Below are 23,611 nucleotides of genomic sequence, written 5' to 3'. Positions count from 1 at the left end.
CAGATCATGAGGCAGGCGGCTCTCGGCGAGGCCTTGTCCGGCATTGACGCCGTCGCCCGGATCTGGCGCCGCCGCGGCGTGTTCGCCATCGTGGCCGGCGCCGTTCTCGCGCTTGCCGTGGCCGCGCTCGTGCTGCTGCCGGTGCGCTATCTCGCCACCGCTTCCGTGATCATCGCCGAGCAGGAGCCGGGTGCCAACACCTCGGCGGCGTGGGCGCAGAAGATCGGCGATCCCGCCGACATGGAAAGCCAGCTCCTGGTTATTCGCTCGCCGCGCCTGCTGCGTCAGATCATGTCGTCGCCCGGCGTGGTCGACGCCGTGGTCGGCGAATGCGAGCGCGGCCGTCTCATGGGTTCGGGCGATGCGTGCCAGCGCCTCAAGACCGATCCGGGCGCGTTCATCGATCACGTCGACAGTCGCTTCAGCGTTGCTTCGGCCGGCCGCTCGCGCGTCATCAACATCTCCTATCAGTCGAGCAGTCCCGAGGCTGCGAAGACGCTCGCCAACGCGTTGACGCAGACCTTTCTCGAGGACCAGCGCACCGAAGGCGCCAACAGCCGCGAGGTCGCGAGCTCCTGGCTCTGGAAGGAATTGAAGCAGCTCGACCAGCAACTGCGCGAGGCCGACGACAAGATCCAGAAGTTCCGCCGCACCAAGGGCCTGATGCGTGGCGCCAATGCGCCGATCTCCTCGGAGCGGCTGACCAGCATCGGCCAGCAGCTGTCGCAGGCGGAGGCCGCGCGCGCCGACGCCGCGGCGCGGCTGCAGGAGATCAAGTCGGAGCAGGAGCGCGGGCCGACCGACGCCCCGTCGGTGCTGCAGAGCCGCACCATCGCCGACCTCAAGCAGCAACTGACGACCGTGAGCGCGCAGCTCGCCAGTGCGGCCGGTGTGCTCGGGCCGAAGCACCCCTCGATCCTGGCGCTGACGCGCGAGCAGGCGATCATCCAGCAGCGGCTGATCGCCGAGATGCAGAGCATCGCGGCGAGCGCGCAGAAGACGTACGATGCCAACACCGCGCTGGTGAACTCGCTGAAGAAGCAGATGGAGACGGCGAAGGCGGAGGCCGGCTCGGCCACGCTGGACGAGGCCTCCATCGAGAGCATGGTGCGCGACACCGAGATCAAGCGGCAGCAATATGCCGAGCTCTACAAGAAGGCGAGCGAGCTCGAGACCGAACGGCGTGTCCTGCGCGGCAGCACGCGTCTCGTCAGCCTCGCTGAGCTGCCGAGCAAGCCGTTCTTCCCGAAGAAGATCCCGTTCCTCGCCGCCGGCATGACGCTCGCGTTGATCTTCGGTGTCGGCGCTGCGCTGCTCGCCGACAGGCTCGGCGCGCGCCTGATCAGCCCGCCCGTGCCCGTCACGCCGGAAGCGCCGGCCGAGCAGGTCGAGGCGCCCGCTGTCGACGAAGCTCCGGCCATCGTCCCTGAATTGGCCGAGCGTGTGACCGGACCGCAAGCGGCGACGCCACCGGCAGCGCCTGAACGAAGGTCCCATCTCCCGAGCGTCGCCGACGTTTCGATCCTGGCCTGCCTGCCGCGCCTGAAGAGCCTGCGTGAGATGTCGGCGCTCGGCGCGATCCTGCAAAGCCACCAACCGCTGGCGATCCCGCGCGTCTTGCGCCTCGCCTCCGAGGACACTGATTTTCAGCACACGCTGCATGATCTCGTCCACGAACTCGGTTTGAAGCGGTCCGCCCGATCGCAGCGCATCGTTGTGACCTCTCCCGATGCAGCAGATGGCAAGACGACCACGACCTGTGCGCTGGCAGAGCACCTCGCGGCCGCAGGCTGGCGCGTGCTGGTCGTCGAGTGCGACGTCTCGCATCCCGCCTTTGCAGAGATCATGGCGCTGCCGGCAAGCCCCGGATGGCTCGGCGCGCTGGAGCGCGGGACGCCGCTCCGGGACATGGTCCTGCCCACCGCGCATCCCTCGCTCGACGTGCTGCCGGTTGGTGAGGCGACCGGTCCGGTCGGCGACATTCTCGACGCGATCAGCCTCGACCGTCTCCTCGCTGGTCTCGATGGCTATGATGCCGTGATCGTCGACACACCATTGCCGTCGCAACGGAACGACTTCCTTGCCGGTACGGACTGGGCGATCGTCTGCGTGCGCAGTGACCGGTCGTTGATCGAGCCGGCGGTCGCGACGGTGAGCAGGAGCAGGGCACTCGGAGCCCGCGATGTCGGCATCGTCGTCACCATGACCGACGTCGAGCACCGCAGCGCGCCTGTGGTCCAGACCGCGCCCGTGGCGGCCTACGCCGGAGCCGGGTGATGTCGACCGAGCGTGTCCTGTTCGTCGATCACACCGGGCAGATCGGCGGCGCCGAGTTGATCCTGCTCGATGTCGTCCAGGGCCGCAAGGATTCGTCGGTGTTCCTGTTCGAGCCGGGCCCGCTCGGCCAGGTGCTGGCTGAGCGCGGGATGTCGGTCGTCACGTCGCGCTGGGGCCACGGCCTGGGGCAGTTCAGACGCGACAGTTCGTGGCTCGAGGCGCTGCCGCTGTTCGGCAGACTCGCGGCGATCACCGCGGAACTCGCGCATGCCGCGCGCAAGCATGACGTCCTCTATGCCAATTCGCAGAAGGCCTTTGTCCTGTCGGCCATCGCCAACATCGCGGCACGGCGGCCGTTGATCTGGCATCTGCACGACATCATCAGCCCGGCTCATTTCGGCGCGCTGCAGCGTCGCATGCAGATCTTTCTCGCCAACCGCTTCGCGGCGAAGGTCGTCGTCCCCTCCGAAGCTGCCGCAGCCGCCTTCATCGAGGCCGGAGGTCGACGCTCGCTCGTCGAGGTCGTGCCCAATGGTCTCGCCGTCGAACCCGTACCCGTGTCGCGCGAGGAGCTGAGGCAACGGCTCGGCCTGCCGTCGGGACCGCTGGTCGGCGTGTTCAGCCGGCTCGCGCGGTGGAAGGGGCAGCACGTTCTGATCGAGGCGCTGGCCGAATTGCCGGACGTGCACGGTATCATCGTTGGCGACGCGTTGTTCGGCGAGCAGGACTACGCGGCTGAGCTGAGACGGCTGGTCGCGGAGCTTTGCCTCGGCGATCGCGTTCACTTCCTTGGGCATCGCAGCGACGTGCCGCTGCTGATGCAGGCGGTGGACGCGATGGTGCATCCGTCGATCGATCCCGAGCCGTTCGGCCGCACCCTGGTCGAAGCGATGCTCGCCGGCGTGCCGGTGATCGCCACTGACGCTGGCGCTGCGCCGGACATCCTCGAACATGGCCGGGCCGGCCTGCTTGTGCCGCCTGGTGATGCGCGTGCGCTGTCCGAGGCTCTGGACGCGGTGCTGGCTCAACCCGAGTTCCTCGCGCCCCAGCTCGACTACGCGTCGCGCCGCGCGCGCACCCATTACAGTCTTGCACGCATGCTGGACTCGATCGGACTGCTGATCCGCAATGTCGGTGCGGGAGCGGCGGTGTGAGCACGATCGTCACACCTGCCCCGTCCTCCGAGCGGCGTATGGTCGATCTCGTCGTGGATTGCGATCCGCCGTTCGCCATTCTCGCGCCGGTGCCGTCGTGGTCGAAACTGCTCGAGGACGGACAAGTCCCTGCGCGATGGAAAGGGCCGACGGCCGTGTCGGAGGATGCCGCATGAGCGCCTCCGGTCCTTCGCTCAAGCGCTTCAGTGCGCTGCTGATCAGCGGTGCGCTGGCGAGCAAGATGCTCGGCTTCGGCCGCGAGGTGTTGATGGCGCACGTGCTCGGCGCCTCGCTCATCGCCGACGGCTTCCGGGCCGCCATGGCGGCCGTGCTCATCCCGCTTGCGTTCCTGCAGAACGAGAGCGTGCCCGCGATCATGATCCCGATGCATCGCGAGGCGCTGCAGCGGCCGGATGCCGCGCGCAGCCTCGGTGCGCTGACGATCGTCATTGCCGTCGTCTCGAGCCTGGTGACCGCGATCATCCTGCTGCTCGGTGAGCTCTGGGTGAACGCCGTCGTCGGCGGCTTCTCGGCGGAGGGGCGCGAGCTGACCTTGCACTTCGTGCGCATGATGGCGTTCGGCATGCCGGCGTCGGCGGTGCTCAATGTGCTTGCCGCCGGCGAGATCGCGCTCGGCCGCACGCGGCTGACCAATGTCCGTGCCAGCCTGCTCAACGTCGCGGTGATCGGCGGCATCGGCCTGCTGGTGCTGACCGGCGACGCCTACATGCTCGCCTGCGCCTTCACCGTCGCCTTCAATGGCCTCGCCGCCTGGGGTCTGTTCACGCTGTGGCGCGAGGGCGCGCTGAGCGTCGCCGGCCTGACCGCCGGCATGGTGATCGACAAGGGTATCGAATTCTTCCGCCGGCTGCGCGTCCTGCTGGCGTTGCCGTTGGCCGAGCAGGGCAATGTCTGGATCGAGCGCTTCACGGCATCGCGGCTGACGACCGGTGCCGTCGCGTCGCTGGACTACGCGCGCTCGCTGACCGAGAGCGCGCTGCTGCTGATCAGCCAACCGCTCGGCATGGCGGTGCTGTCGCAGCATGCCCCACGCGATCCGCGTGCGCAGACCGAGGCGCTGCTGCGGCCGCTGCTCGCGCTGACCTTGCCGGCCTCGGCGTTCCTTCTGGTCTTCTCGACCGACATCGTCCGCCTGATCTATTTCCGCGGCGCGTTCGGCGACGAGGCCCTGCTGCTGACCTCGCATGCGCTCAAGGGCATCGCCTGCGGCGTCTGGGCCGCGACCCTCGGCTGGATCCTGATCCGTCTGCTCAATGGCGCGGGGCGCAACGGCGTCGCTGCGGTCATCATCGTCTCGGCCTATCTCGCCAACATGGGCTTCAACCTGCTGATGCCGCTGTTCGATCCGTCGCCGGCGGCCGGCATGCAGTTGCTCGGCGTTGGCGAAGCGATCCGCAGCCTCGTGCTACTGTCGGGCGTGGTGTTCGTGCTCGGCGATGCGCGAAAGCTCCTGCTCGTGATCGGCCTGGCCCTGCTGCCGACCGCATTGATGGTCGTGCTCGGCCTGATGATTCAGACCTCCGTGCCGGGCCTGCTGCCGCGCCTGTTCGCCGGCGGATTGGCGTATCTGCTCTGCCTGGCCTTCGCGATCGGCATCCTGCTGCCGGCCGTGGTGGGCACGGCGCTCCGTCATGTTCGTCGTACGTTCAGGATGAAGGGAGAGCTGAGTTGACCCTGCTGGCCCTCGCTGCCGCCAAGGCGATGATGGCATCCGGTGCCTTCGTCCTTCCCGTCGCCAAGGCGGTCGATCGTGTGCTCGGCCCGCGCGGCTGCTGTTTGACGTTCCATCGCACCGCGCCGGCAGAGCAGTGGGAGCGTCTGCCCAATCGCGACTTCTACGTCGATGCCGACTTTCTCGATCGCTTCCTCGGCTATGTCCTCGACCAGGGTTGGGATGTCGTGACGATCAGCGAGGCGCTGCGCCGGACGGCAAGCGCCGAACCGTCCGGCCGCTACGTCAACTTCTCGATCGACGACTGCTACCGCGATACGTTCGATCTGCTTGTGCCGGTGTTCCGCAGGCACAAGGTGCCGGTGACGCTGTTCGTGACGACCGGCATTCCCGAAGGCACGTTGCCGCTGTGGGCCGCCGGCTTGGAGGATGCGCTGCTGCACAGGGACCATGTCAGGGTCGACGATGAGCGGATCGCGCTGTCGAGCGCCGAGCAGCGCCGCGCGGTGTTCGCGCAGATCGCCTCGCGCTGGGATGGCCCGCAGGCGGCGGATCGTTACGCCGCGTTCTGTGCCGCCAACGCCATCGACATCGAGGCGATGCATTGGAAACATGCGATCTCCTGGGAGATGTTGGAAGTGCTGGCGGCGGATCCGCTCATCGAGATCGGAGCCCACACCGTCTCGCATGCGCGCATCTCGTCGCTGTCTTCCGAAGACGCCCTTTGCGAGCTGGCCGGCGCGCGGCTGCGATTGAACGAGCGGCTCGGCATCGACGTCCGGCACTTCGCATTTCCTTACGGGCGCGCCGCCGATTGCGGACCGCGGGACTTTGCGCTGGCGCGGCAGGCCGGATTCGCCAGTGCCGCGACCACGCGCAAGGGCCTTGTCAAAGCAGGGCAGGATGCGTTCTCGATTCCGCGCAACACCATGAATGGCGCGCATCGTACGCTTGCGGCGATGGAGCTGCATCTCACGGGCTTCAGCGGGACTGCAGCGAAGGTGATGGGCCGTGTCTAGCAGGGGGCGCTTGCGAATCGTCTCGATTGCGCATCCGGCCACCAGCAGCGAGGCCGGCCGGCTGCGCTACCGCCATCTCGCGTCCCGGCCCGACGTCGATCTGCATCTCGTGACGCCCGAGGTGTGGAAGGAATTCGGCCGCACCATCACCGCGGCTCACTCCAACGAAGCCTTTCCCATCCATCGGCTCCCGATCCGACTCCCGGACGCGGGTCCGATGAAATGGTACCTGCACTTCTATCCGGCGCTGCGCCGCCTGCTGCGCGAGCTCGATCCCGACGTGATTCACCTTTGGGAAGAGCCCTGGAGCATCGTCGCGCTGCAGGCGCAGATGCTGCGCGGCCGTGCGGCGCTCGTGCTCGAGGTCGACCAGAACATCCTGAAACGGCTGCCGCCACCATTCGAGGCGATCCGCAAATTCGTCCTCGGCCGCACCGCCCACATCCTGTCGCGCAGTCCCGATGCGACTGAGGTCGTGAGGGCGTGCGGCTACACGGGTCCGGTGACGCCGATCGGCTATGGTGTCGATCTCGCGACCTTCATGCCGGCGGGTGATCGATCGAATGCGACGGCCGGCTCGCCGCTGCGGCTCGGCTATGTCGGCCGGCTGGTGGTCGAGAAGGGCCTCGACGATGCGCTCGAAGCGCTAGCGCGCAGCAAGTCGGTGGCGACGCTGAGCATCATGGGCGAAGGTCCGCACGAGCCGCATCTGCGCCGGCGCGTGGCCGAACTTGGTTTGGGCGGGCGCGTCACCATCCAGGGCTGGGCTTCACCCGCTGCGGTCGCGGCTTTTCTGCGCGGCCTCGACGCATTGCTACTGCTGACGCGAACCACGGACGCGGTGCGCGAGCAGTTCGGCCGCGTGATCATCGAGGCCCAGGCCTGCGCCATCCCGGTGATCGGATCGACCTGCGGAGCGATTCCGGATGTCGTTGGCGACGGCGGCTGGATCGTGCCGGAGCAGGATTCCGGCAGCCTGTGTCGGCTCATCGATGAGCTCAGCGGCCGGCGGGCGGAGCTCGCCGTTCGCAGTGAGGCGGCCCGCGCGAACGTGCTCCGGCGCTTCACCTATGATGCGGTCGCAGCGGCGATTGAAACGGCATGCCGTGCGGCGCATCAGTCGAGAACCGCATCCGGCCTCGCCCGCCCACAGCGGCTGCAGACGAATTAGCTAGGCCTTCACCGGCAGCGCCATCGCTGCGCGGCCGGACTGGCGCTTGGCGGCATCGATCTGCTTGAGCAGTTCGATGTATTGCAGCCCGATCTGGTCCCAGCCATAGATCTGCGCGGTGGCCTGGGCGCCGTCCTGCAGCCGGCGCATCAGTGCGGGGTCGGCGAAGACCGCCGCGAGCTTGGCCGCGATGTCGTCGGCGTCTGCTGAAATGCGGAAGCCGTTCACGCCGTCGCGCAGATAGTCCTCGATGCCGCCGACCGGCGTTGCGAACACCGGCACCCCGCAGGCCATGGCCTCCATGCAGACCAGCGAGAAGGTCTCGTAGCTCGTGGGGAGCACGAAGGCATCGGCCGCCGAGTACAGCGCCGGCAGGTCCGAGCGTGGGCCGGCGAAGATCAGTCGTTGCTGGGCGTTGCGCGTCAGTCTGCGGTAGGGCGCGGGATTGTCCGAGCCGACGACCAGCAGCCAGACGTCGTTGCCGAGCCGATCGAGCGCGCCGATCGCATGCGCCAGTCCCTTGCGGTTGAATTCGTGGCCGACGAACAGCAGCAGGCGCGCGTTCTCCGGGATGCCGAACTCACGCCGGATCGCCTGGCCGCCGACGGCGTCGCGCTTGAAGCGCGCGAGATCAATGCCGTTGGAGATGACGTGGATGCGGGCGGCCGGCACGCGGAAGAAGCGCTGCAGCTCCGCGGTGACGCGGGAGGACACCGCCACGAACGCCCGATACCGTAGGCCTCCGATCATGAACCGGTCGCGCAGCGCGACCCACAGATGCATAGGGTTGAGCATCCAGCGCCAGCTGCCGGCGGCGCGTTTCTCGGCGAGGCTCTGCGCATTGACGGCATGCACGATCAGCACGTCACCCTTGAGGCTGTCGCCGTGGCTGATGACGACGGCGTCGGGGTGACGCGCCAGCGCCCGTGTCGCGGCCAGCGTGAACAGCGGCACGACAATGGCGCGGCCGATGTGCCGGAACAGTCCGCGAGTCGGAATCCGCGCCAGCCATGGCGCAACGCGCTCGACTCTGATCGTGTGTTCGAGATTGTCCGCGACGGTGCTCGCGAGCACGATGTTCGATAAACCATTCCGGCCGAAAACGCGCGCCAGCTCGATAGCGACTGTTTCCACGCCGCCGGCATTGCTTATCTCTTGAACGACCTGGACGATCTCAAACGTCATAGCGGAAATCTAAGGGATCAGACATTGCGACTTCGTTCCAATCTGCTGGTCATTAGCACAGCCCTGTTAACGTTTGTCACGTCGCCATGGCCGAGCGCTGTCCACGCCATCGAAACGAACGCCTCGGCGCTGCGGATCGACGAGCGCATCGGCGGCGGCAATTTGGTCACGCATCTGGCCGGCAAGAGCGCGCAGATCTATCAGGCACTGCACGGTGTCGGTGCCAGGATGGGCCGAATGGATTCCTACGGCTGGCGGACGTTGGCGCGGGTACCGACGCCGCACGATTTCGATGCCGCGATGCTGGAGGCGCACAAGAACGGTATCATGCCGCTGATCCTGCTGGAGTATGAAGGCAGCTATCAGAGCCTGACTCCGCCGCAGCCGATCGGGTCCTATCAGGACTGGTTCGCGGCTGGGCAGGCGATGGCGAGACGTTTCCGCCCCGGCGGCGAATGGGGCCGCGAAAACGGTATTCCCGATTGGGGTGCTACCGTCTTCACCGCCATCAACGAGCCCGATGTGCAGGCCACGATCCCGCGCCAGGACTATCACGACGCGCTGGCCGGGCTTGCCGACGGTGTTCACAGCGTCGACCCCAAGCTGCGGGTCGTTCCCGGCGGCTTTGCCACCTGCAACTCGCATGGCGATGCGACGTTGCGCGGCTACGGTCCGGCGATCGCCGATCTGCTCGAGGACGGCCGTCTCGACGGCATCGACCTGCATACCTACTACAATGATAAATGGTATCCGATGACCCGCGGCCGCGAGTTCTCGGTGCAGACCTGCTTCGACCGTATCAAGCAGGCGATGGGGCTGAGCCGCGACATCAACTTCTACGCAACCGAGTTCAACGTCGCTCGCGCCGGCGCGTGGGACAGCGATACGGACGCGGCCAGATTGTTTCTCAATGCGATCTGGGACCAGCTTGCGGTGGTTGGCAAGGATGGCAGCATGCCGGTGTCCATGCTGGCGTTTCCTTGGAATCTCGGCGACACACCCGATGTCGACGGCCTGGCCTATGCGATGGCGACGGGCAAGGATCCCTGGACCCCGGAGGCGCGCAGCCTCGTGGTGAAGACGGTGCTGCAGCTCGCCGGTCACATGAGGATTGTGTCCATCGACCGGCGGCTGGCGCTGTACACGCTGCGCGGATCGGATGCCGATTTGATCGTGTGGCAGAACATTGCCGGCTGGACCGAGCGGCCGGGCCGCGCGGTCGAGCTCGAGCTGCCCGCAGGGACGCGCAGCCTCGAGGTCTGGGGCTGGGATGGGCTGCGGCGCCGGATCGAGGCAAAGCCCGGACGTTTCTTCGTCGACGGCCTCAATGCCGATGAAACCTACATGTTTCGCGTGCCGCGGCCGTGAGCGGCGGCTCGGATCGCGAAGATCATGTCGGCGCTGATCGAAGCCTGTCGGGTGTGGCTCGCATGTTCCATTAACTGAAAAGTAAGGCCAGCACGACGTGGTTCACTGCCGCCAAAGCTTTTTACGATAATTGCCGTCATGACGATCCCGCCGCGCCATGGGTGGCGCGCCGGATCTCTCTCGGGTGATGCTGGAATGCAGCCAATCAAAAAGGCTGAGATTGCAAATGACAGGCCGGCTCCCGCGCAGGCCGTGACCGGCGTTCGCATCCGAGAGATCGGCGCGGCGGATCTGCCGGCGGTCGCCGCACTGCTGACGCGCGGATTCGCCTTTCGCAGCGAGGCCTATTGGTTGCGCGGACTCGAACGCCACGCGGCGCGCCCGCGGCCGGCCGGCTATCCGGCATTCGGCTATTGTCTCGACCAAGCCGGGGTGCCTGTCGGCGTGATCCTGCTGCTGTTCTCCGAGCTCCACATCGGCGGTGAGCCGATCGTCAGGGCCAATGTCTCGAGCTGGTATGTCGAGCCGGCGTTCCGTGCCTTCAGCTCGATGCTGGTGCGCGCGGCGACGCGCGACAAGACGGTGACCTATTTCAACATCACGCCGGCCCCGCACACTTGGCCACAGGTCGAGGCTCAGGGCTTTTCGGTCTACTGCAAGGGACAGGTCTACGCCGCGCTGGCCCTGTCGCGACCGCGCTCGGATGTCCGTATCGAAGAATTCTCCGAGGACGATGTGCACGGGCTCTCTCCCGATGAGGCGGATCTGTTGCGGCAGCATGCGCAATGGGGGTGTCTCAGTCTCGTCGCGCGCGAGGCCGATGCGGCGTATCCGTTCGTGTTTCAGAAGCACCGGGTGATGAATGCGCTGCCGGTGTATCGCCTGCTGTATTGCCGGGATGTCGCTGACCTCGTGCGGCTGGCCGGCAACATCGGCTGGCTGCTGCTGCGGCGCGGCGGCCTGCTGGTGCGGCTCGATGCCAATGGGCCCATCGCAGGGCTGGCCGGCTGGTACTCGGACAAGCGCGGACGCAAATATGCCAAAGGTCCGCATCCGCCGCATCTCGGCGATCTCGCCTTTACCGAAGCCGCGCTGTTCGACGGCTGAGAGGTGGCAATCGATTGGGTTGCATGGTCCCGCTGCGGCGGCCGGGATACTCGCTCGCGTGGTCTATGGGACCGGTGTGACGGCACGCACAGTCTGGGCTTCCGGCATGCGCCATCCTCCTGGCAACGGAGGAGGTCATCCATGTCTTACGTTTTCGAACTCGCGCTGGCGGCGATGCTGCTGTTCTTCCTGTTCCTGCCGATCACCGATCGCAGGACGGTCATGATGAAGCTCTGCATGATCATGGTCGTCGCCATCCTGTTCACGGTTACGCTGGCCGTCCCGCATGGCGGCGCACCATCCGCCCACGCCCTGGTGCTGACGGCAAACTGATGTGGCGCGGGTGAGCTCCGGCCTTGCCGCTCGAGCATGATGTTTGGACGGGGCGATCCAGACGGCGCGGCTCGCAGATCGAACGGCCGCCGGTTGGCAGTCCGCCCCTCATCGTGTAGCACCGGCTGAACCTTACGCCACGCTCAGGGGATCCGGATGCCTGCTCTTGCCCATGCGCTGCTCGCCGCCCTGAAGGACCATGGCGCCCGCGAGATCTTCGGCATTCCCGGCGACTTCGTGCTGCCGCTGTTCAAGGTCATCGAGGAGAGCAACATCCTGCCGAGCGTCACGCTGAGCCATGAGCCGGCGGTCGGCTTCGCCGCGGATGCGGCCGCGCGCTATCATGGCGGCCTCGGCGTCGCCGTCGTCACCTACGGCGCCGGCGCCTTCAACGTCGTGAACGCGGTCGCCGGCGCCTATGCCGAACGCTCGCCCGTCGTGGTGATCGCGGGCGCGCCCGGCGCGCGTGAGCGCGTCTCCGGCTTTCTGCTGCACCACCAGGCCCGCACCGTCGACACGCAGCTCGCGGTGTTCAAGGAGATCACCTGCGATCAGGCGGTGCTGAGCGATCCGGCCACCGCCCCGGCCCAGATTGCGCGCGTGCTGCGCAGCGCGAAGGAGATGTCGCTGCCGGTGTATCTCGAATTTCCGCGCGACATGGTCGATGCCGAGGTCGAGCCGGTGGTGCCGCTGCCGCCGCGGCGGGCCAGCCGCGAGGCGCTCGACGAATGCGTCGAGGAGATCCTCGCCCGCATCGCGCAGGCAGAGCGTCCCGTGATCGTCGTCGACGTCGAAATCCGCCGCTACGGTGTCGAGGACAGGATCGCCGCGCTGGCGCGCAAGCTGGGTCTCCCGCTGGTGACGACCTTCATGGGCCGCGGCCTGCTCGACAGGGCCGACGATGTCGTCGCCGGCACCTATCTCGGCGCCGCGGGCAATCCGGCGATCACGGAGCTGGTCGAGAATGCCGATCTCGTGCTGATGCTGGGCGTCATCCTGTCGGATACCAATTTCGCGTTGTCGAACCGGGCGCCAGACCCGCGCCGCATGATCCTGGCCGCCAGCCGTGAGGTGCAGATCGGTCATCACGCCTATCGCGACATGCCGCTCGGCGATCTGATCGATGCGCTCGACGAGCGCGCGGCACCCCGGGCCGCAGCTCCCGGCCTGCCGCGGCAGCGCTCGGCCTATCCGCGCGGCCTCGCTGCCGATGGCGCGCCGATTGCGCCTTCGGACATCGCGACCGCGGTCAACGACATGTTCGACCGCCACGGCCGGATGCCGATGACCTCCGATATCGGCGATTGCCTGTTCACCGCGATGGAGATCGACAATACCGCGCTGGCCGCGCCGGGCTACTACGCGGGGATGGGCTTCGGCGTGCCGGCGGGCATCGGCGTGGCCGCGACCGGACTTCGTCCGCTGATCCTGGTCGGCGACGGCGCGTTCCAGATGACCGGATGGGAGCTCGGCAACTGCCGCCGCTACGGGCTCGATCCGATCGTCGTGCTGTTCAACAATTGCAGCTGGGAGATGCTGCGTGTGTTCCAGCCGGAATCGCGGTTCAACGATCTCGACGACTGGCACTATGCCGACATCGCCAATTCCATCGGCGGCACCGGCGAGCGCGTCGCCACCCGCAGCGAGCTCGTCGCCGCGCTGGAGCGCGCAGTGCATCGGCGCGGACGCTTCTCGCTGATCGAAGTGATGCTGCCGCGCGGCAAGACCTCGGACACGCTGGCGCGCTTCGTGGCGGGCTTCAAGTCGGCGCGCGAACGCATGGCCCAGGGATAGGATGGCCGGAAGGCCGTCTCGACGCGCCGCCGTCAACCGGTTGCAGACCGCAGCACCGTCTTGATCGCGTCGCGGCCCTTCCAGGCGAAATAGGTGAGGCGGCCGCCGAACGAGCGATGGCTGCGCAGCCTGTTCGAGCCGAGCACGTGTCCGACCTCTTCGGGGAAGCGCTTGACCTCGGCCTGCACCATTCTGTCGGTATTGGCCATGATGGTGCTCAGGCGCGTACCCCAGTCCGAGTCCTCGATGCGATCGATGCGGACCTGGATCGCATATTCGATGTCATAGATGCTGGTCAGGATTTCCTTGGCGGTCACGACGCGGTTGTTCTTCAACGCGATCCGGAGCGCGAGCCGCTTGTCCTCCAACTGGTCGAGCACCATCGGCACGGTCATCGCGTAGGGTGCCGCGATGACGTCGGCAATGTTCTTCGAGCGCGCCGCCTTCGTCGCCAGCCGCATCACCTGCCACGGCTCCTTCAGACGCTTGGCGACGAGCGTCAACGCAAAGGGCACGGCTTCCGGCTGCCTCTTGCGCAGGGCATCGAGCAGCAGCACCATCTTCTTCACCTGCGGATCGTCGAACTCCGCGATCCGGTCCGGCAGCGAATCGGCGAACTTCGCGAGTTCCTCGCGGGCGCGCAGCGCCTTCATCAGCTTGACGACATCGTCGAACACCGACGGCGAGGCCGTATAGGCCTTCAGCTTGCTGCGGACCTGCTCGATGCCCTCGGCGCGCGCCAACGTGCCTTCCAGCGACTTCGTCACCTTGGTCTGGAACGCGCTCGCCGTCTGGCGGATCTCGCGCTGCTTGTCCGCCGCGATCAGGTCCTTCATCTGTGCATTATAGTCGCGCGCCATGGTCGGCAGCAGATCGCGCGAGATCCATTCCCAGATCGGCGTGAGGGAGCCGCGGGCAATGCGGCCCTCATTGGCATGCTCCGGCGAACCGTCGATGAGAAGCTGCTCGACCGGCATGAAGAAGTAGCGCGAAGGATTGATGGTGCGGTGGCCGCCGGCGCCATTGTTGTTGCGGATCTCGGCGCGCAGCCGGGCCTGGAGGTCGGCGGATCCCGGCATGTCGACGCCGCTCAGCTCCAGCCGTTCGAGCTCGCTGAGCAGACAGCTTCGTGTCAGCGGTGACAACCGCTGCAGGAATTCCCAGATCCGGTCGACCGGTCCCATTGGCGTCAGGCTGTCAGCTATATCTCAAGGTCGCTCGTCTCCACGGACGGGCACGGAACGCATGGAAGCACGAAACAGTTGGTGCGAAATTAATGTCAGTAAACAATCGTAGTAATGCGCGGCATCGTGGACAGCCGCCGCCGCACGCGCCGCGGACGTCTCCTTGAAGGGTGGCATCACGCCCCGGCTTAACCATTGCAGCTTGCAACTTTTTGGGGAAATGATCGACGGTTGTGCGAGTTGCCGGAACAATCCCGTATTGCTACGGACGACATAATTAACCATGTTAAAGTCGCCCTCGCGTCAGAATGAGGCATGGCACAGCTGAACAACAGCCTTTCCGACGCTCACGCCGCACCTGCTCCGGGCGGCCAAGGGGTTAACGACCCGGATCTCCTGGCGACCCGTTCCGGCATGTCTGCGCCGCTCGCGATGGGACGTCACGACGACCAGGGCAGGCTCGCTTTGGCGCGTCAGCTGAACGGTTCGCTCACCGCCCTGATGCTCTACATGGAGGAAATCAAGCAGCGCAGTGACGAGATTGCCAGGACGCCCGGCGAGCGCCGGCATGTCCAGCTCGTCGTCGACAACGCGTTGCTGCAGACCGAGCGGATCTGCGCCCTGGTCAACCAGATGTCCGGCGCGCACGGGCAGTTCGGACCGCTGTCACGGGCGGCGCCGGCTCTCGAGGAGGGCGCGGTGCCCGGGCGGCCACCCGGCCGGGCCAGCAAGTCGCTGACCCCGCGCGAATACGAGGTCCTCAAGCTGATCAGTGAGGGGCACTCGAACAAGGAGGGCGCCTTGCGCATGGGCATCAGCCCCCGCACCTTCGAGAGCCATCGCGCCGAAGCCATGCGCAAGGTTGGCGCGCGCAATACCGCCGAACTCGTCCGCGCAGCACTCCTCAATCAGATCGGATGACGGCGAACGAGCGCGAATGCCGCGCTCGTGCCTTCGAGGTGGGCCCTGCGATGCAGACAACGACAATCGGCGTCCGACCGGCTCGGTCGAACGCGCTGATTGCGGACGCGGATGTCCGTGCTGTCAGAAATAATCCTCGGCGAAGGGACGAACCCGGGAGGTCGGGCGCAGCGGCGCTTGCGCCTTGGGCGGCGTCGGCACGATCGTAATGGTCCAGCGCGGCGGTACGCTCGCTTCCTTTTCCATGACTGAACGGACGTGGCCGGTGATCGTCGATCCGCCGGATTTCACGGTCGCGGTCCGGCCGTTGAACTGCGCAATTCGGAAACGCCTGACTTCCTTCTGGTCGGCGGTTTCAAAAGTAAACATGGGACACATCTCCTATGTGACCCCGAGTCTCGCAGCTCATGATTAGTTGATTGTGAAAATCGTGAGCCGTAGAAGTACGGCGTCAACCCATTGTAAGGGATTATGAAGGTCAGGTTCGGCGAATCCGCGTTCGTGAACGTCTCGTTTGCCATCTCGATCGTCGGAGCCCGTCCTCGTCGCCGCGGTGCACCGTGCGGGGACGTCGCGCGGATCGGCATGCGCCAGGGAGGCCTGCGGCCTCCCCGCTTCAATATTGCAGCTCCTGGGCGCGGGCGGCGGCGTAGGCGGCCTCGATGTTGTCGAGCAGCTCGGCATACTCCTTGGCGGACAGGCGTGGTGCGCTCTTCTCCAGCGCCAGCGCGTAGGTTGCAAGCCGGCGGTACCCGAAGGTTCCGGCTGCGCTCTTCAGCGAATGCGCCTCGCGGCCGATCTTGATGCGCTCGCCGTCGAGCGTCAGCTGGCGGAGCTGCTTCAGCCGCGCATCCGTCTCGCTGAAGAACACGTCGCGGATCTCCTGCGCCGCCTCGTCTCCGATCTCGCCGACCAGCTCGGCGTAGGCTTCGCGGTCCAGCGCAGCTTCGGGAGCAATTTCGGTGTCGGCGCCAATGTCGGGGGCCGCGGCATCCGCCTGAGCCGGCACCAGCGGGGCGTCTGACGCCGCGGTGTCCAGCACCGGAACGGGCAGGGGCAGCACGCGCAGGATGGCCTCCACGAGCGCCTTCTTGCGGGCGGGCTTGACGACGAAATCGTTCATCCCGGCTTCCCGGCAGGCTCGGATATCCTCCATGAAGGCGTTCGCCGTGAAGGCGATGATCGGCACGTTGGAGCGGCGCTCGCCTCGCGCGCGAATGGTCCGGGTCGCCTGGAAGCCGTCCATCTCCGGCATGCGGACGTCCATCAGGATGAGGTCGTAGTTGAAGCGGCTGGCGGCGGTGACGGCCTCGGCGCCGTCGCAGGCCGTGTCGGTCTGGATGTCGAAATCCTTGAGCATCTTGGTCGCGACCAGACGGTTGGTCGGATTGTCGTCCACCACGAGGACGCGCAGCGGCCGGCCGAACGCTGCGATCCGGTTCTGCAGCGAGGTGTAGATGCCGTCGTCGTTCTGCTCTGGCACCGCGATGGTCTCGGCAATCGGCAGCGTCAGGCGGAACGAGAAGGTGGATCCGCTGCCCAGCGTCGAGGTGACCCTGATGTCACCCCCCATCTGCTCGATCAGTCGCTTGCAGATCGCGAGTCCGAGTCCGGAGCCCCCGAACCGGCGGCTGATCGAATTGTCGGCCTGGACGAAGTTCGCGAACAGCGAGCCGATCTTGTCGGCGGCAATGCCGATGCCGGTGTCGGTCACCGTCCATTCCACGGTCGCCTTCTCGTCATCCTTCTCGATGCAGCGCGTCGTGACGACCACTTCGCCGGACGAGGTGAACTTGACCGCGTTGGACACCAGGTTGAGCAGGATCTGGCGAATGCGGCCGGCGTCGCCGACCAGCGCCGGCGGCACGGATGGGTCGCCGACGCTCCTCAGCTTCAGGTCCTTGGCGGAAGCCCGCGGCCCGATGATGCTGAGCGTGTTGTGGACCAGGGCCTCGGCGGAGAACGCGATGTCCTCGAGCGAGAGCTGGCCGGATTCGAGCTTGGAGAAGTCGAGAATGTCGTTGAGGATCTCGAGCAGGTTGTCGCCGGCATTGTGGATCGCCACCACCGAACGGCGCTGCTCGGGATCGAGATTGGTTTCCAGCAGCGTCGTGGCGAGGCCGAGCACCGCGTTCATCGGCGTGCGGATCTCGTGGCTCATCATCGCGACGAAGGTGGACTTCGCCGCATTCGCGGCCTCGGCGGCCTCGATCAGGTGCTCGTGGCGTTCCCACCAGCGGGAGATCAGGACCGCGGCCGCGAGCACGGCCATCGCGCTCACCAGCGACACGATGACCAGAAGCGTCGCCATGTCGCGCCAGGCCTTCAGGACGTCGTGCTCGAATACCGACACCACGATCATCGCGGGATAATTGGGCAGCATCTTTGCCGCCCGCAGGCGCATCTCGCCGGTTCGTGCGGAGGGCTCGCGCAGCACGCCGCCGGCCGACAGCGCGCGCTGACCGAAGCCGGAGGTCCGCCTGCCGATCTCGCTCGTGGGCGGAAAATGCGCGAGCAGCGTCCCGTCCTCGCGGATCAGCGACACCGCGGCATCGAGACCCTGCGCGGTGGAGCCGAAGAAGTTCTCCAGATAGGGCACCGACATGGCGCCGAGCATCATGCCCATGAACTCGCCATTGGAATCGTCGAGCCGGCGGGCAAAATAGATGTTCCAGGTGCCGTCGCCGCGATTCTGAACCGGCGTGCTGAGGAACGTGTGCGGTGCAGGGTCGGCCTTCAGCGCCTTGAAGTAGTCGCGGTCGGCGATGTTGACGTCCGGGATCGGCCAGTAGCGCGAGAAGTTCAGGAGCCTGCCTTGCGCGTCGATCAGCGTCACCGCATCGATCTGCGGCAGTCCCGCGATCTTTTCCTTGAGCAGGAGGTGGGTCTGATGGTCTGACGCGACCTTGCGATACGCCGCAGCGTCGATGGCGCCGCCGCGCACCAGGTAGTCGCGCACGCTCGTGAGCACGAGGTCGACGGACTTCACCGAACGGTCGGCGTTCTCGGCAAGCGTGAGGCTATGGCGGCTGAGATCTTCCTCGGCGTGCTGAAGCGCGTTCTCGCGCAGATTGGTGAGGAAGAAGAGGTTGCTGCCGGCAATGACGCAGACGAGGATCAGCGCGATCGCTGCAGGCGCTCCCAGAAAGCGCTTCTTTTTGCTCATCGCCTGCTACCAGCCCGCCGCTCTGACCAGCCGCCGGCGATCGGTCTGCTGCGCGATCTGCTTCAGAGTTTGCCGGGGCCGCATCAGGTCGATCGGCTTCGAGAAGGGGGAACCTATATTGAGCTCGAGAACCTCGGTGCCGGAGCGGTTGCCCAGCGAGAGGTCCGGCATGATGCAGTCCAAGCTCCTCTTCTGCAGGACGATCGAGGCTGCGTCGACCGAGCTCACGTCCGTCGCGTTGAAGCCGGCCTGTGCTGCAATCTTTCGCAAGATTGAAACATGCACGGCGGCATCTTCGATCACGAGGAGTTCGTTGCGCATGAATTCCCTGTCCCGTTGCCGCCCTGACACGGTCATCGGCAAGCAGGATCATGTCTACCGGCCGGCTCTGACCCCCTCGTAAATTTTGGTTTCCGTACGACTACGGGGAGCGTGCGGCGATGTATGCGTCCTGCCGTCGTCAACCGCGCGGTGTTCGTCCGCCAAAGAGAAAGCGGCCGAACACCGGTCCGGCCGCCGCGCAGGGCATTCCCGGGGAGTTCGGCTATTCGGCCGGGCCGAACACGGCTTCCATCTTGGTCTTGAGCGTCGCAGCATTGAACGGCTTGACGATGTAGTTGCTCACGCCGGCCTTCTTGGCGGCGATGACGTTCTCGGTCTTCGACTCGGCCGTGATCATGATGAACGGCGTCTTCGACAGTTCCGGGCTGGCGCGCACCTCGCGCAGCAGGTCGTAGCCGGTCATCGGCTCCATGTTCCAGTCGGAGATCACGAGGCCATACTTCTTCGCCTGCATCTTGGAGAGCGCGGCCGATCCGTCGCTGGCGTCGTCGACATTCTCGAATCCGAGCTGCTTCAGCAGGTTGCGGATGATCCGGATCATAGTGGCGTAGTCATCGACCACCAGGATCGGCATCGACAGATCAAAGGCCATGTCATTACTCCGCGCGTCTGGTCAAAAGCCGAACACGGGCGAGATATATCAGCACGAAGATTATTCGACGCTTCTTGGAACTCGCGCTCGTCAGCACGTCGACAATTATCAGCGCCCGTTGAACAGCGCGTTAATTCCGTCCGCATCGGTGATGGGGATCATGCAATGGGCCGTAGTTGTACGGAGGCAAGGGCGGTCGGCGAGGCGCCGGCGCGCGACGGCTGGAACGACGCCTGCTTACGGCAGGCTGCGCGGCCGGACCAGGTTCTCGTAGTGGGCCTTCACGGCGCCGTAGCACTCACACGCCGTCTTCTTCAGCCCCTCCAGATCGATGATCTCGATATGGCCGCGGCTATAGTGGATGAAGTCCGCCTGCTGCAGCGTGCTCGCCACCAGCGAAACGCTGTTGCGTCGGGCGCCGATCATCTGCGCCAGGGACTCCTGGGTGATGTAGAGCTTGTTGCCGCCTGAAAGGTCATGCGTCTGCAGCAGGCAACGGGCGAGACGCGACTCGACGGTGTGGGCGGCGTTGCAACCGGCGGTCTGCTGACTCTGCACGTAGATGGCGAGTGCGTGGCGCAACATCAGCGCGCGAAACGAGGGGCTCTGTTCGGCGGCTGCCCGTACCCTATCGATGTCGACGACCGATGCAGCACCGGGAACGAGGACCACCGCGCTGTTCAGCACCACCGGATCGCCGCCCGCGAGCAGGGACATGCTTCCGAAGAAGCTATCGCGACCGATCATCGCCACCTGAACGCGCTCTCCGCGCGCGAGGTTCACGACCAGCGAGATCACGCCGCGATGAGGAAAGTAGATGCGCGAAAGCTTTTCGCCGACCTCGGCGAGAATGGAGTCTTGCACCAGATCCACGGTCCGCAGATAGGGTCGGATCAGCTCGAAATCATCGTCGGTCAACGACGACAGGAAACCGTTCGGAGAACGCAAGCTGGGGTCCAAAGCCATCTCCTGCATTGCAGTAACGGAGCCTCGCAGATCTCAATGCCCTCATGGTTCCATAGAACTGCGTCCCATCCGCTGACAAGAAGAATCACGGGTAATATTCCCAGTAAAGACCATTCGTTCCTGCTGTGTGCGTTGTCGTGCAGACAGGCGCGAATGCGCGTTGCGGATTTGGGCCATCAACGTGTGTGCGATGTGCTGATCTGATCGCGCGCGGTTGTATACAGTCGGCACGCATCCGGCCTCCGCCTCGGCTCCTGAAAGCAGCGCAGCACGCTTGCGGCGAACGTCTCGTTGCTCCGGCCGCCGCAGCTCCGCCGGACACGGACGCCACGTAGCAAGCGCCGCAATTGACAGCGGACATCTTGAGGCCAAAATCGCTAATAAGCGCGCTGATTCGTTGACGGATCTTTTTCTGTCGGATGCAACTCTCGTCGCCAGTGGAGGCATCGGCCGGTGTCCTGCGGCTGGCGGTGACGAGGTTGTCGTCCTGGCAGGAGCAGGAGTCCAACTGATGCTGCATCCAGCCGGAGCGCGATCGATGGTCAGCGGTGAGACTGAGCGCCAAGGCTGAGCATCAAGACGAAGCTGAACATCGCAGCGGCGTCCGTGCGTTTGCGTCCCGATAGCCCCGCCGTCCTCCCCCCCAACAGGTATTGCAGGATTCATGGCCTCTTCCACCTACCAGCGGTCCAATCAGTCGCTACCGAGCCCGGGCGCAGACATTCCGGCTGCAGCGACGCCGGACATCCACCCAGGGATGGCCATCGTGGGTCAGGTTGCCGGTGGCCTGCTGCACGACTTCAACAACATTCTCACCGTGATCACGGGGACCATCGACATTCTCGCCGAAGCGGTCGAGGACAAGCCCGAACTGGCGGCCGTCGCGCGTCTGATCGACGAGGCCGCGACCCGGGGCGCTCGATTGACGTCGCAGCTTCTGTCGTTCGCAAGGGGCCGGCCGCCGCAGCCATGTGCGGTGGAGTTGAACGAGCTCCTGGTCGACGTCGCTCGCCTGCTTCGTCCGACATTGGGCACCGAGGTCGAGGTGACGACGTCGGTGGGCGCGGACGTGCCGGCCGTCTTCGCTGATCCGGGCCAGTTGATGGCGGCATTGCTGTGTCTTGCGATCGGGGCCCGACATCGACTGGAGCACGGTGGCCGCATCGACATCCAGGCCAGGCGCATGAGTGCGGACGCCTCGCGCGCCGGCGGCATCTCCTCCGACGTGCAGATCGTGTTGACGGCGTCGGTGAGTGCGGCGGAGGCCGGTCCAGCCGATCCCGTGTTCTCGGAGATCCGGCTGGTCGAGGATTTCGTCAGGCGCTCGAACGGACGTCTGGAGCTCCAGGAGCCGCACGGCCGGACCGCCAGCGTCGAGATCGTCCTCCCGCACGCGGACCGCACCCCCGCGTAACCGGCCGCTCTTCCGCAAGCTCATAGTTAGCACTGCCTTAACGGTCGCACCGCGTATCGGCGCGCGCCCGTCAGACGTGGATCCGTGCGCCATTTTACCGTGAATCGCGGCGGCCTGCACGCATTTGATCAAACTGATTAGCGGCCAATTAGGATTAACGGCGGCGGCGGAGGCTGCGCGCGGCCGTTCCGAAGTCAATTTAACGAACGGGTAGGATTCCGCGGACCAGTCTGCGCCATCGCCGACAGAACGGTGCGGCGATGTCTACTCATGTTCATCCAGAAGGGAATGACAATGTCAGGTATCGTACTCTCTGCGTCGGTTCGCCAGAACCTGCTCTCGCTCCAGTCGACGGCTCAGCTCCTCGCCACCACGCAGAACAACCTCTCCACGGGCAAGAAGGTCAACTCGGCGCTCGACAATCCGACCAACTTCTTCACCGCCCAGGGTCTCGACAACCGCGCTTCCGACATCTCCAATCTGCTCGACGGCATCGGCAACGGCGTGCAGGTGCTGCAGGCCGCCAACACCGGCATCACCTCGCTGCAGAAGCTCGTCGACAGCGCCAAGTCGATCGCCAACCAGGTTCTGCAGAGCGCGGTGGGCTACTCCACCAAGTCGAGCGTGACCTCGGCGGCTCTGACCGGCGCGACCGCCACCGACCTGCTCGGCTCCAGCTCGACGGCTGTGACCGGCTCGGTCGTGAACAACGACAATACCTCGAGCGCGGTGGCGATCACCGGCTCGACCAAGCTGTCGGGCACGGCAGGCACCGCGTCGAACAACCTCGCCTCCGGCATCACCTCCGGTGAGACGCTGGTCGTCAACGGCACCACCTTCACCTTCATCACCGGCACGTCCTCGACGGGCACCAACATCGGCATCGGCGACAGCGTCAGCAACCTGCTGTCGGCGATCCAGACCCAGACCGGCGTCACCGCGTCGATCACCGCGGGGGCGATCACCTTGACGCCGCCGGCGGCGGGATTGACGCTCTCGGGCAGCACCGGCACCTTGGGCAAGCTCGGGCTGACTGCTGTCGGCGATGGCTTGTCAGGTCAGACCTTGACGGTCGGCGCCACAGGAGGTGGCACGGCGACCAGCATCACGTTCGGTCTAGGGACAGGACAGGTCAAGTCGCTGAACGATCTCAACGCGAAGCTCGCAGCCAACAACCTGCAGGCCTCGATCGATTCGTCGACCGGCAAGATCACCCTCAGCACGACCAACGACGCGGCGTCCGCCACGATCGGCGCGATCGGCGGTACGTCGGCTGCATCCAGCCAGGCCTTCAACGGTCTGACGGCGGCGGCTCCGGTGGCGGATGTGACCGCGCAGACGCAGCGCGCGAGCCTGGTCTCGCAGTACAACAACGTGCTGGCGCAGATCAATACGACCGCGAGCGATGCGTCGTTCAACGGTGTCAACCTGCTGAACGGCGATACGCTGAAGCTGACCTTCAACGAAAACGGCAAGTCGACGCTGTCGATCACCGGCGTGACCTTCAACTCCGCGGGGCTCGGGCTGACGACCCTGACCTCGGGCACCGACTTCCTCGACAACAACTCGGCGAACAAGGTCATCGGCGTGCTCACCACCGCCAGCTCCACGCTGCGCAACGAGGCCTCGACGCTGGGTTCGAACCTGTCGGTGGTGCAGGTTCGTCAGGACTTCAACAAGAACCTGATCAACGTGCTGCAGACCGGCTCGTCGAACCTGACGCTGGCCGACACCAACGAGGAAGCGGCCAACAGCCAGGCGCTGTCGACCCGCCAGTCGATCGCGGTGTCCGCGCTGTCGCTCGCCAACCAGTCGCAGGCGAGCGTGCTGCAGCTGCTGCGCTGATCCGCAAGCATCGCATCTCGACGACCAGGGCGGCGGGGGAAACCCCGCCGCCTTTTTATCGGAGGAAAGGTCCGACATTG

General features: G+C 65.8%; 20 protein-coding genes. 13 read left to right on the top strand and 7 right to left on the bottom strand.

What is annotated here, in order from left to right:
* Positions 1–6: 6 nt before the first annotated feature.
* The 6 genes from ACQR13_RS01010 to ACQR13_RS00985 are packed head-to-tail and all read left to right on the top strand — an operon-like array spanning position 7 to position 7,314.
* Positions 7–2,277 carry an exopolysaccharide transport family protein gene (locus ACQR13_RS01010; RefSeq protein WP_434845007.1) on the top strand — a complete coding sequence of 757 codons (2,271 nt, stop codon included), beginning with the start codon at positions 7–9 and terminating at the stop codon, positions 2,275–2,277.
* Positions 2,274–3,431 (top strand): glycosyltransferase family 4 protein, encoded by a 1,158-nt coding sequence (locus ACQR13_RS01005; RefSeq protein ID WP_434845008.1) that lies wholly within the window; start codon positions 2,274–2,276, stop codon positions 3,429–3,431. Before ACQR13_RS01010 ends, ACQR13_RS01005 begins: the two co-directional genes overlap by 4 nt.
* Complete coding sequence (locus ACQR13_RS01000; RefSeq protein ID WP_434845009.1) at positions 3,428–3,607, top strand: hypothetical protein; 180 nt, start codon at positions 3,428–3,430, stop codon at positions 3,605–3,607. Before ACQR13_RS01005 ends, ACQR13_RS01000 begins: the two co-directional genes overlap by 4 nt.
* A complete protein-coding gene (locus ACQR13_RS00995; RefSeq protein WP_315715984.1) occupies positions 3,604–5,124 on the top strand; it encodes a lipid II flippase MurJ in 1,521 nt (506 codons plus the stop codon). The genes ACQR13_RS01000 and ACQR13_RS00995 overlap by 4 nt, the downstream gene beginning before the upstream one ends.
* Positions 5,121–6,143, top strand: coding sequence for a polysaccharide deacetylase family protein (locus ACQR13_RS00990; protein WP_315715985.1), 1,023 nt, complete (start codon positions 5,121–5,123; stop codon positions 6,141–6,143). The genes ACQR13_RS00995 and ACQR13_RS00990 overlap by 4 nt, the downstream gene beginning before the upstream one ends.
* Positions 6,136–7,314 carry a glycosyltransferase gene (locus tag ACQR13_RS00985; RefSeq protein WP_315715986.1) on the top strand — a complete coding sequence of 393 codons (1,179 nt, stop codon included), beginning with the start codon at positions 6,136–6,138 and terminating at the stop codon, positions 7,312–7,314. The genes ACQR13_RS00990 and ACQR13_RS00985 overlap by 8 nt, the downstream gene beginning before the upstream one ends.
* Here the strand turns inward: ACQR13_RS00985 and ACQR13_RS00980 are convergent, their stop codons facing one another.
* A complete protein-coding gene (locus ACQR13_RS00980) occupies positions 7,315–8,499 on the bottom strand; it encodes a glycosyltransferase family 4 protein (RefSeq protein ID WP_315715987.1) in 1,185 nt (394 codons plus the stop codon). It abuts the gene before it with no gap.
* A 108-nt stretch (positions 8,500–8,607) separates the two neighbouring features.
* Here ACQR13_RS00980 and ACQR13_RS00975 point away from each other — a divergent pair, with 108 nt between their 5' ends.
* The 4 genes from ACQR13_RS00975 to ipdC all read left to right on the top strand — a co-directional run bounded on the left by ACQR13_RS00975 (position 8,608) and on the right by ipdC (position 13,101).
* Positions 8,608–9,867, top strand: coding sequence for a hypothetical protein (locus tag ACQR13_RS00975; RefSeq protein ID WP_315825832.1), 1,260 nt, complete (start codon positions 8,608–8,610; stop codon positions 9,865–9,867).
* Between the two features lie 195 nt (positions 9,868–10,062).
* Positions 10,063–10,974 carry an acyl-CoA acyltransferase gene (locus tag ACQR13_RS00970; protein WP_316167734.1) on the top strand — a complete coding sequence of 304 codons (912 nt, stop codon included), beginning with the start codon at positions 10,063–10,065 and terminating at the stop codon, positions 10,972–10,974.
* A gap of 141 nt (positions 10,975–11,115) precedes the next feature.
* The gene (locus tag ACQR13_RS00965; RefSeq protein ID WP_315715989.1) at positions 11,116–11,307 is read left to right on the top strand and encodes a hypothetical protein; all 192 of its coding nucleotides are present in this window, start codon (positions 11,116–11,118) and stop codon (positions 11,305–11,307) included.
* 156 nt (positions 11,308–11,463) lie between these two features.
* A complete protein-coding gene (gene ipdC / locus ACQR13_RS00960; RefSeq protein ID WP_315715990.1) occupies positions 11,464–13,101 on the top strand; it encodes an indolepyruvate/phenylpyruvate decarboxylase in 1,638 nt (545 codons plus the stop codon).
* Between the two features lie 32 nt (positions 13,102–13,133).
* On the opposite strand, the gene ACQR13_RS00955 is transcribed toward ipdC, so the two are convergent.
* Positions 13,134–14,285, bottom strand: coding sequence for a hypothetical protein (locus ACQR13_RS00955; RefSeq protein WP_315750707.1), 1,152 nt, complete (start codon positions 14,283–14,285; stop codon positions 13,134–13,136).
* A gap of 315 nt (positions 14,286–14,600) precedes the next feature.
* Here ACQR13_RS00955 and ACQR13_RS00950 point away from each other — a divergent pair, with 315 nt between their 5' ends.
* Positions 14,601–15,206, top strand: coding sequence for a helix-turn-helix transcriptional regulator (locus tag ACQR13_RS00950; protein WP_315825808.1), 606 nt, complete (start codon positions 14,601–14,603; stop codon positions 15,204–15,206).
* A gap of 123 nt (positions 15,207–15,329) precedes the next feature.
* Here ACQR13_RS00950 and ACQR13_RS00945 read toward each other — a convergent pair whose 3' ends face one another.
* The 5 genes from ACQR13_RS00945 to ACQR13_RS00925 form a co-directional block, all read right to left on the bottom strand.
* Entirely contained in the window at positions 15,330–15,575 is a 246-nt protein-coding gene (locus tag ACQR13_RS00945; RefSeq protein WP_006614403.1) for a hypothetical protein, read from the bottom strand.
* 247 nt (positions 15,576–15,822) lie between these two features.
* A complete protein-coding gene (locus ACQR13_RS00940; RefSeq protein WP_434862509.1) occupies positions 15,823–18,372 on the bottom strand; it encodes an ATP-binding protein in 2,550 nt (849 codons plus the stop codon).
* Positions 18,373–18,378: 6 nt separating this feature from the next.
* A complete protein-coding gene (locus ACQR13_RS00935) occupies positions 18,379–18,693 on the bottom strand; it encodes a response regulator (RefSeq protein WP_315716189.1) in 315 nt (104 codons plus the stop codon).
* A 223-nt stretch (positions 18,694–18,916) separates the two neighbouring features.
* Entirely contained in the window at positions 18,917–19,306 is a 390-nt protein-coding gene (locus tag ACQR13_RS00930) for a response regulator (protein WP_008968243.1), read from the bottom strand.
* A gap of 237 nt (positions 19,307–19,543) precedes the next feature.
* Positions 19,544–20,266, bottom strand: a complete 723-nt coding sequence (locus tag ACQR13_RS00925; protein ID WP_315715994.1) for a Crp/Fnr family transcriptional regulator — start codon at positions 20,264–20,266, stop codon at positions 19,544–19,546.
* A 670-nt stretch (positions 20,267–20,936) separates the two neighbouring features.
* On the opposite strand from ACQR13_RS00925, the gene ACQR13_RS00920 reads away from it, so the two are divergent.
* Both ACQR13_RS00920 and ACQR13_RS00915 read left to right on the top strand, forming a co-directional pair.
* Positions 20,937–21,686, top strand: a complete 750-nt coding sequence (locus ACQR13_RS00920; protein WP_409977909.1) for a histidine kinase dimerization/phospho-acceptor domain-containing protein — start codon at positions 20,937–20,939, stop codon at positions 21,684–21,686.
* A 294-nt stretch (positions 21,687–21,980) separates the two neighbouring features.
* On the top strand, positions 21,981–23,531 hold the full coding sequence (locus tag ACQR13_RS00915) for a flagellin (protein WP_315715995.1): 1,551 nt from the start codon (positions 21,981–21,983) through the stop codon (positions 23,529–23,531).
* Positions 23,532–23,611 lie beyond the last annotated feature (80 nt).

This window comes from Bradyrhizobium sp. HKCCYLRH3059, from assembly GCF_051168035.1.
Lineage (GTDB): Bacteria > Pseudomonadota > Alphaproteobacteria > Rhizobiales > Xanthobacteraceae > Bradyrhizobium.
The sequence above is the reverse complement of the archived record's forward strand: the minus strand, read 5'-3'. Positions and strand labels throughout refer to the sequence as shown.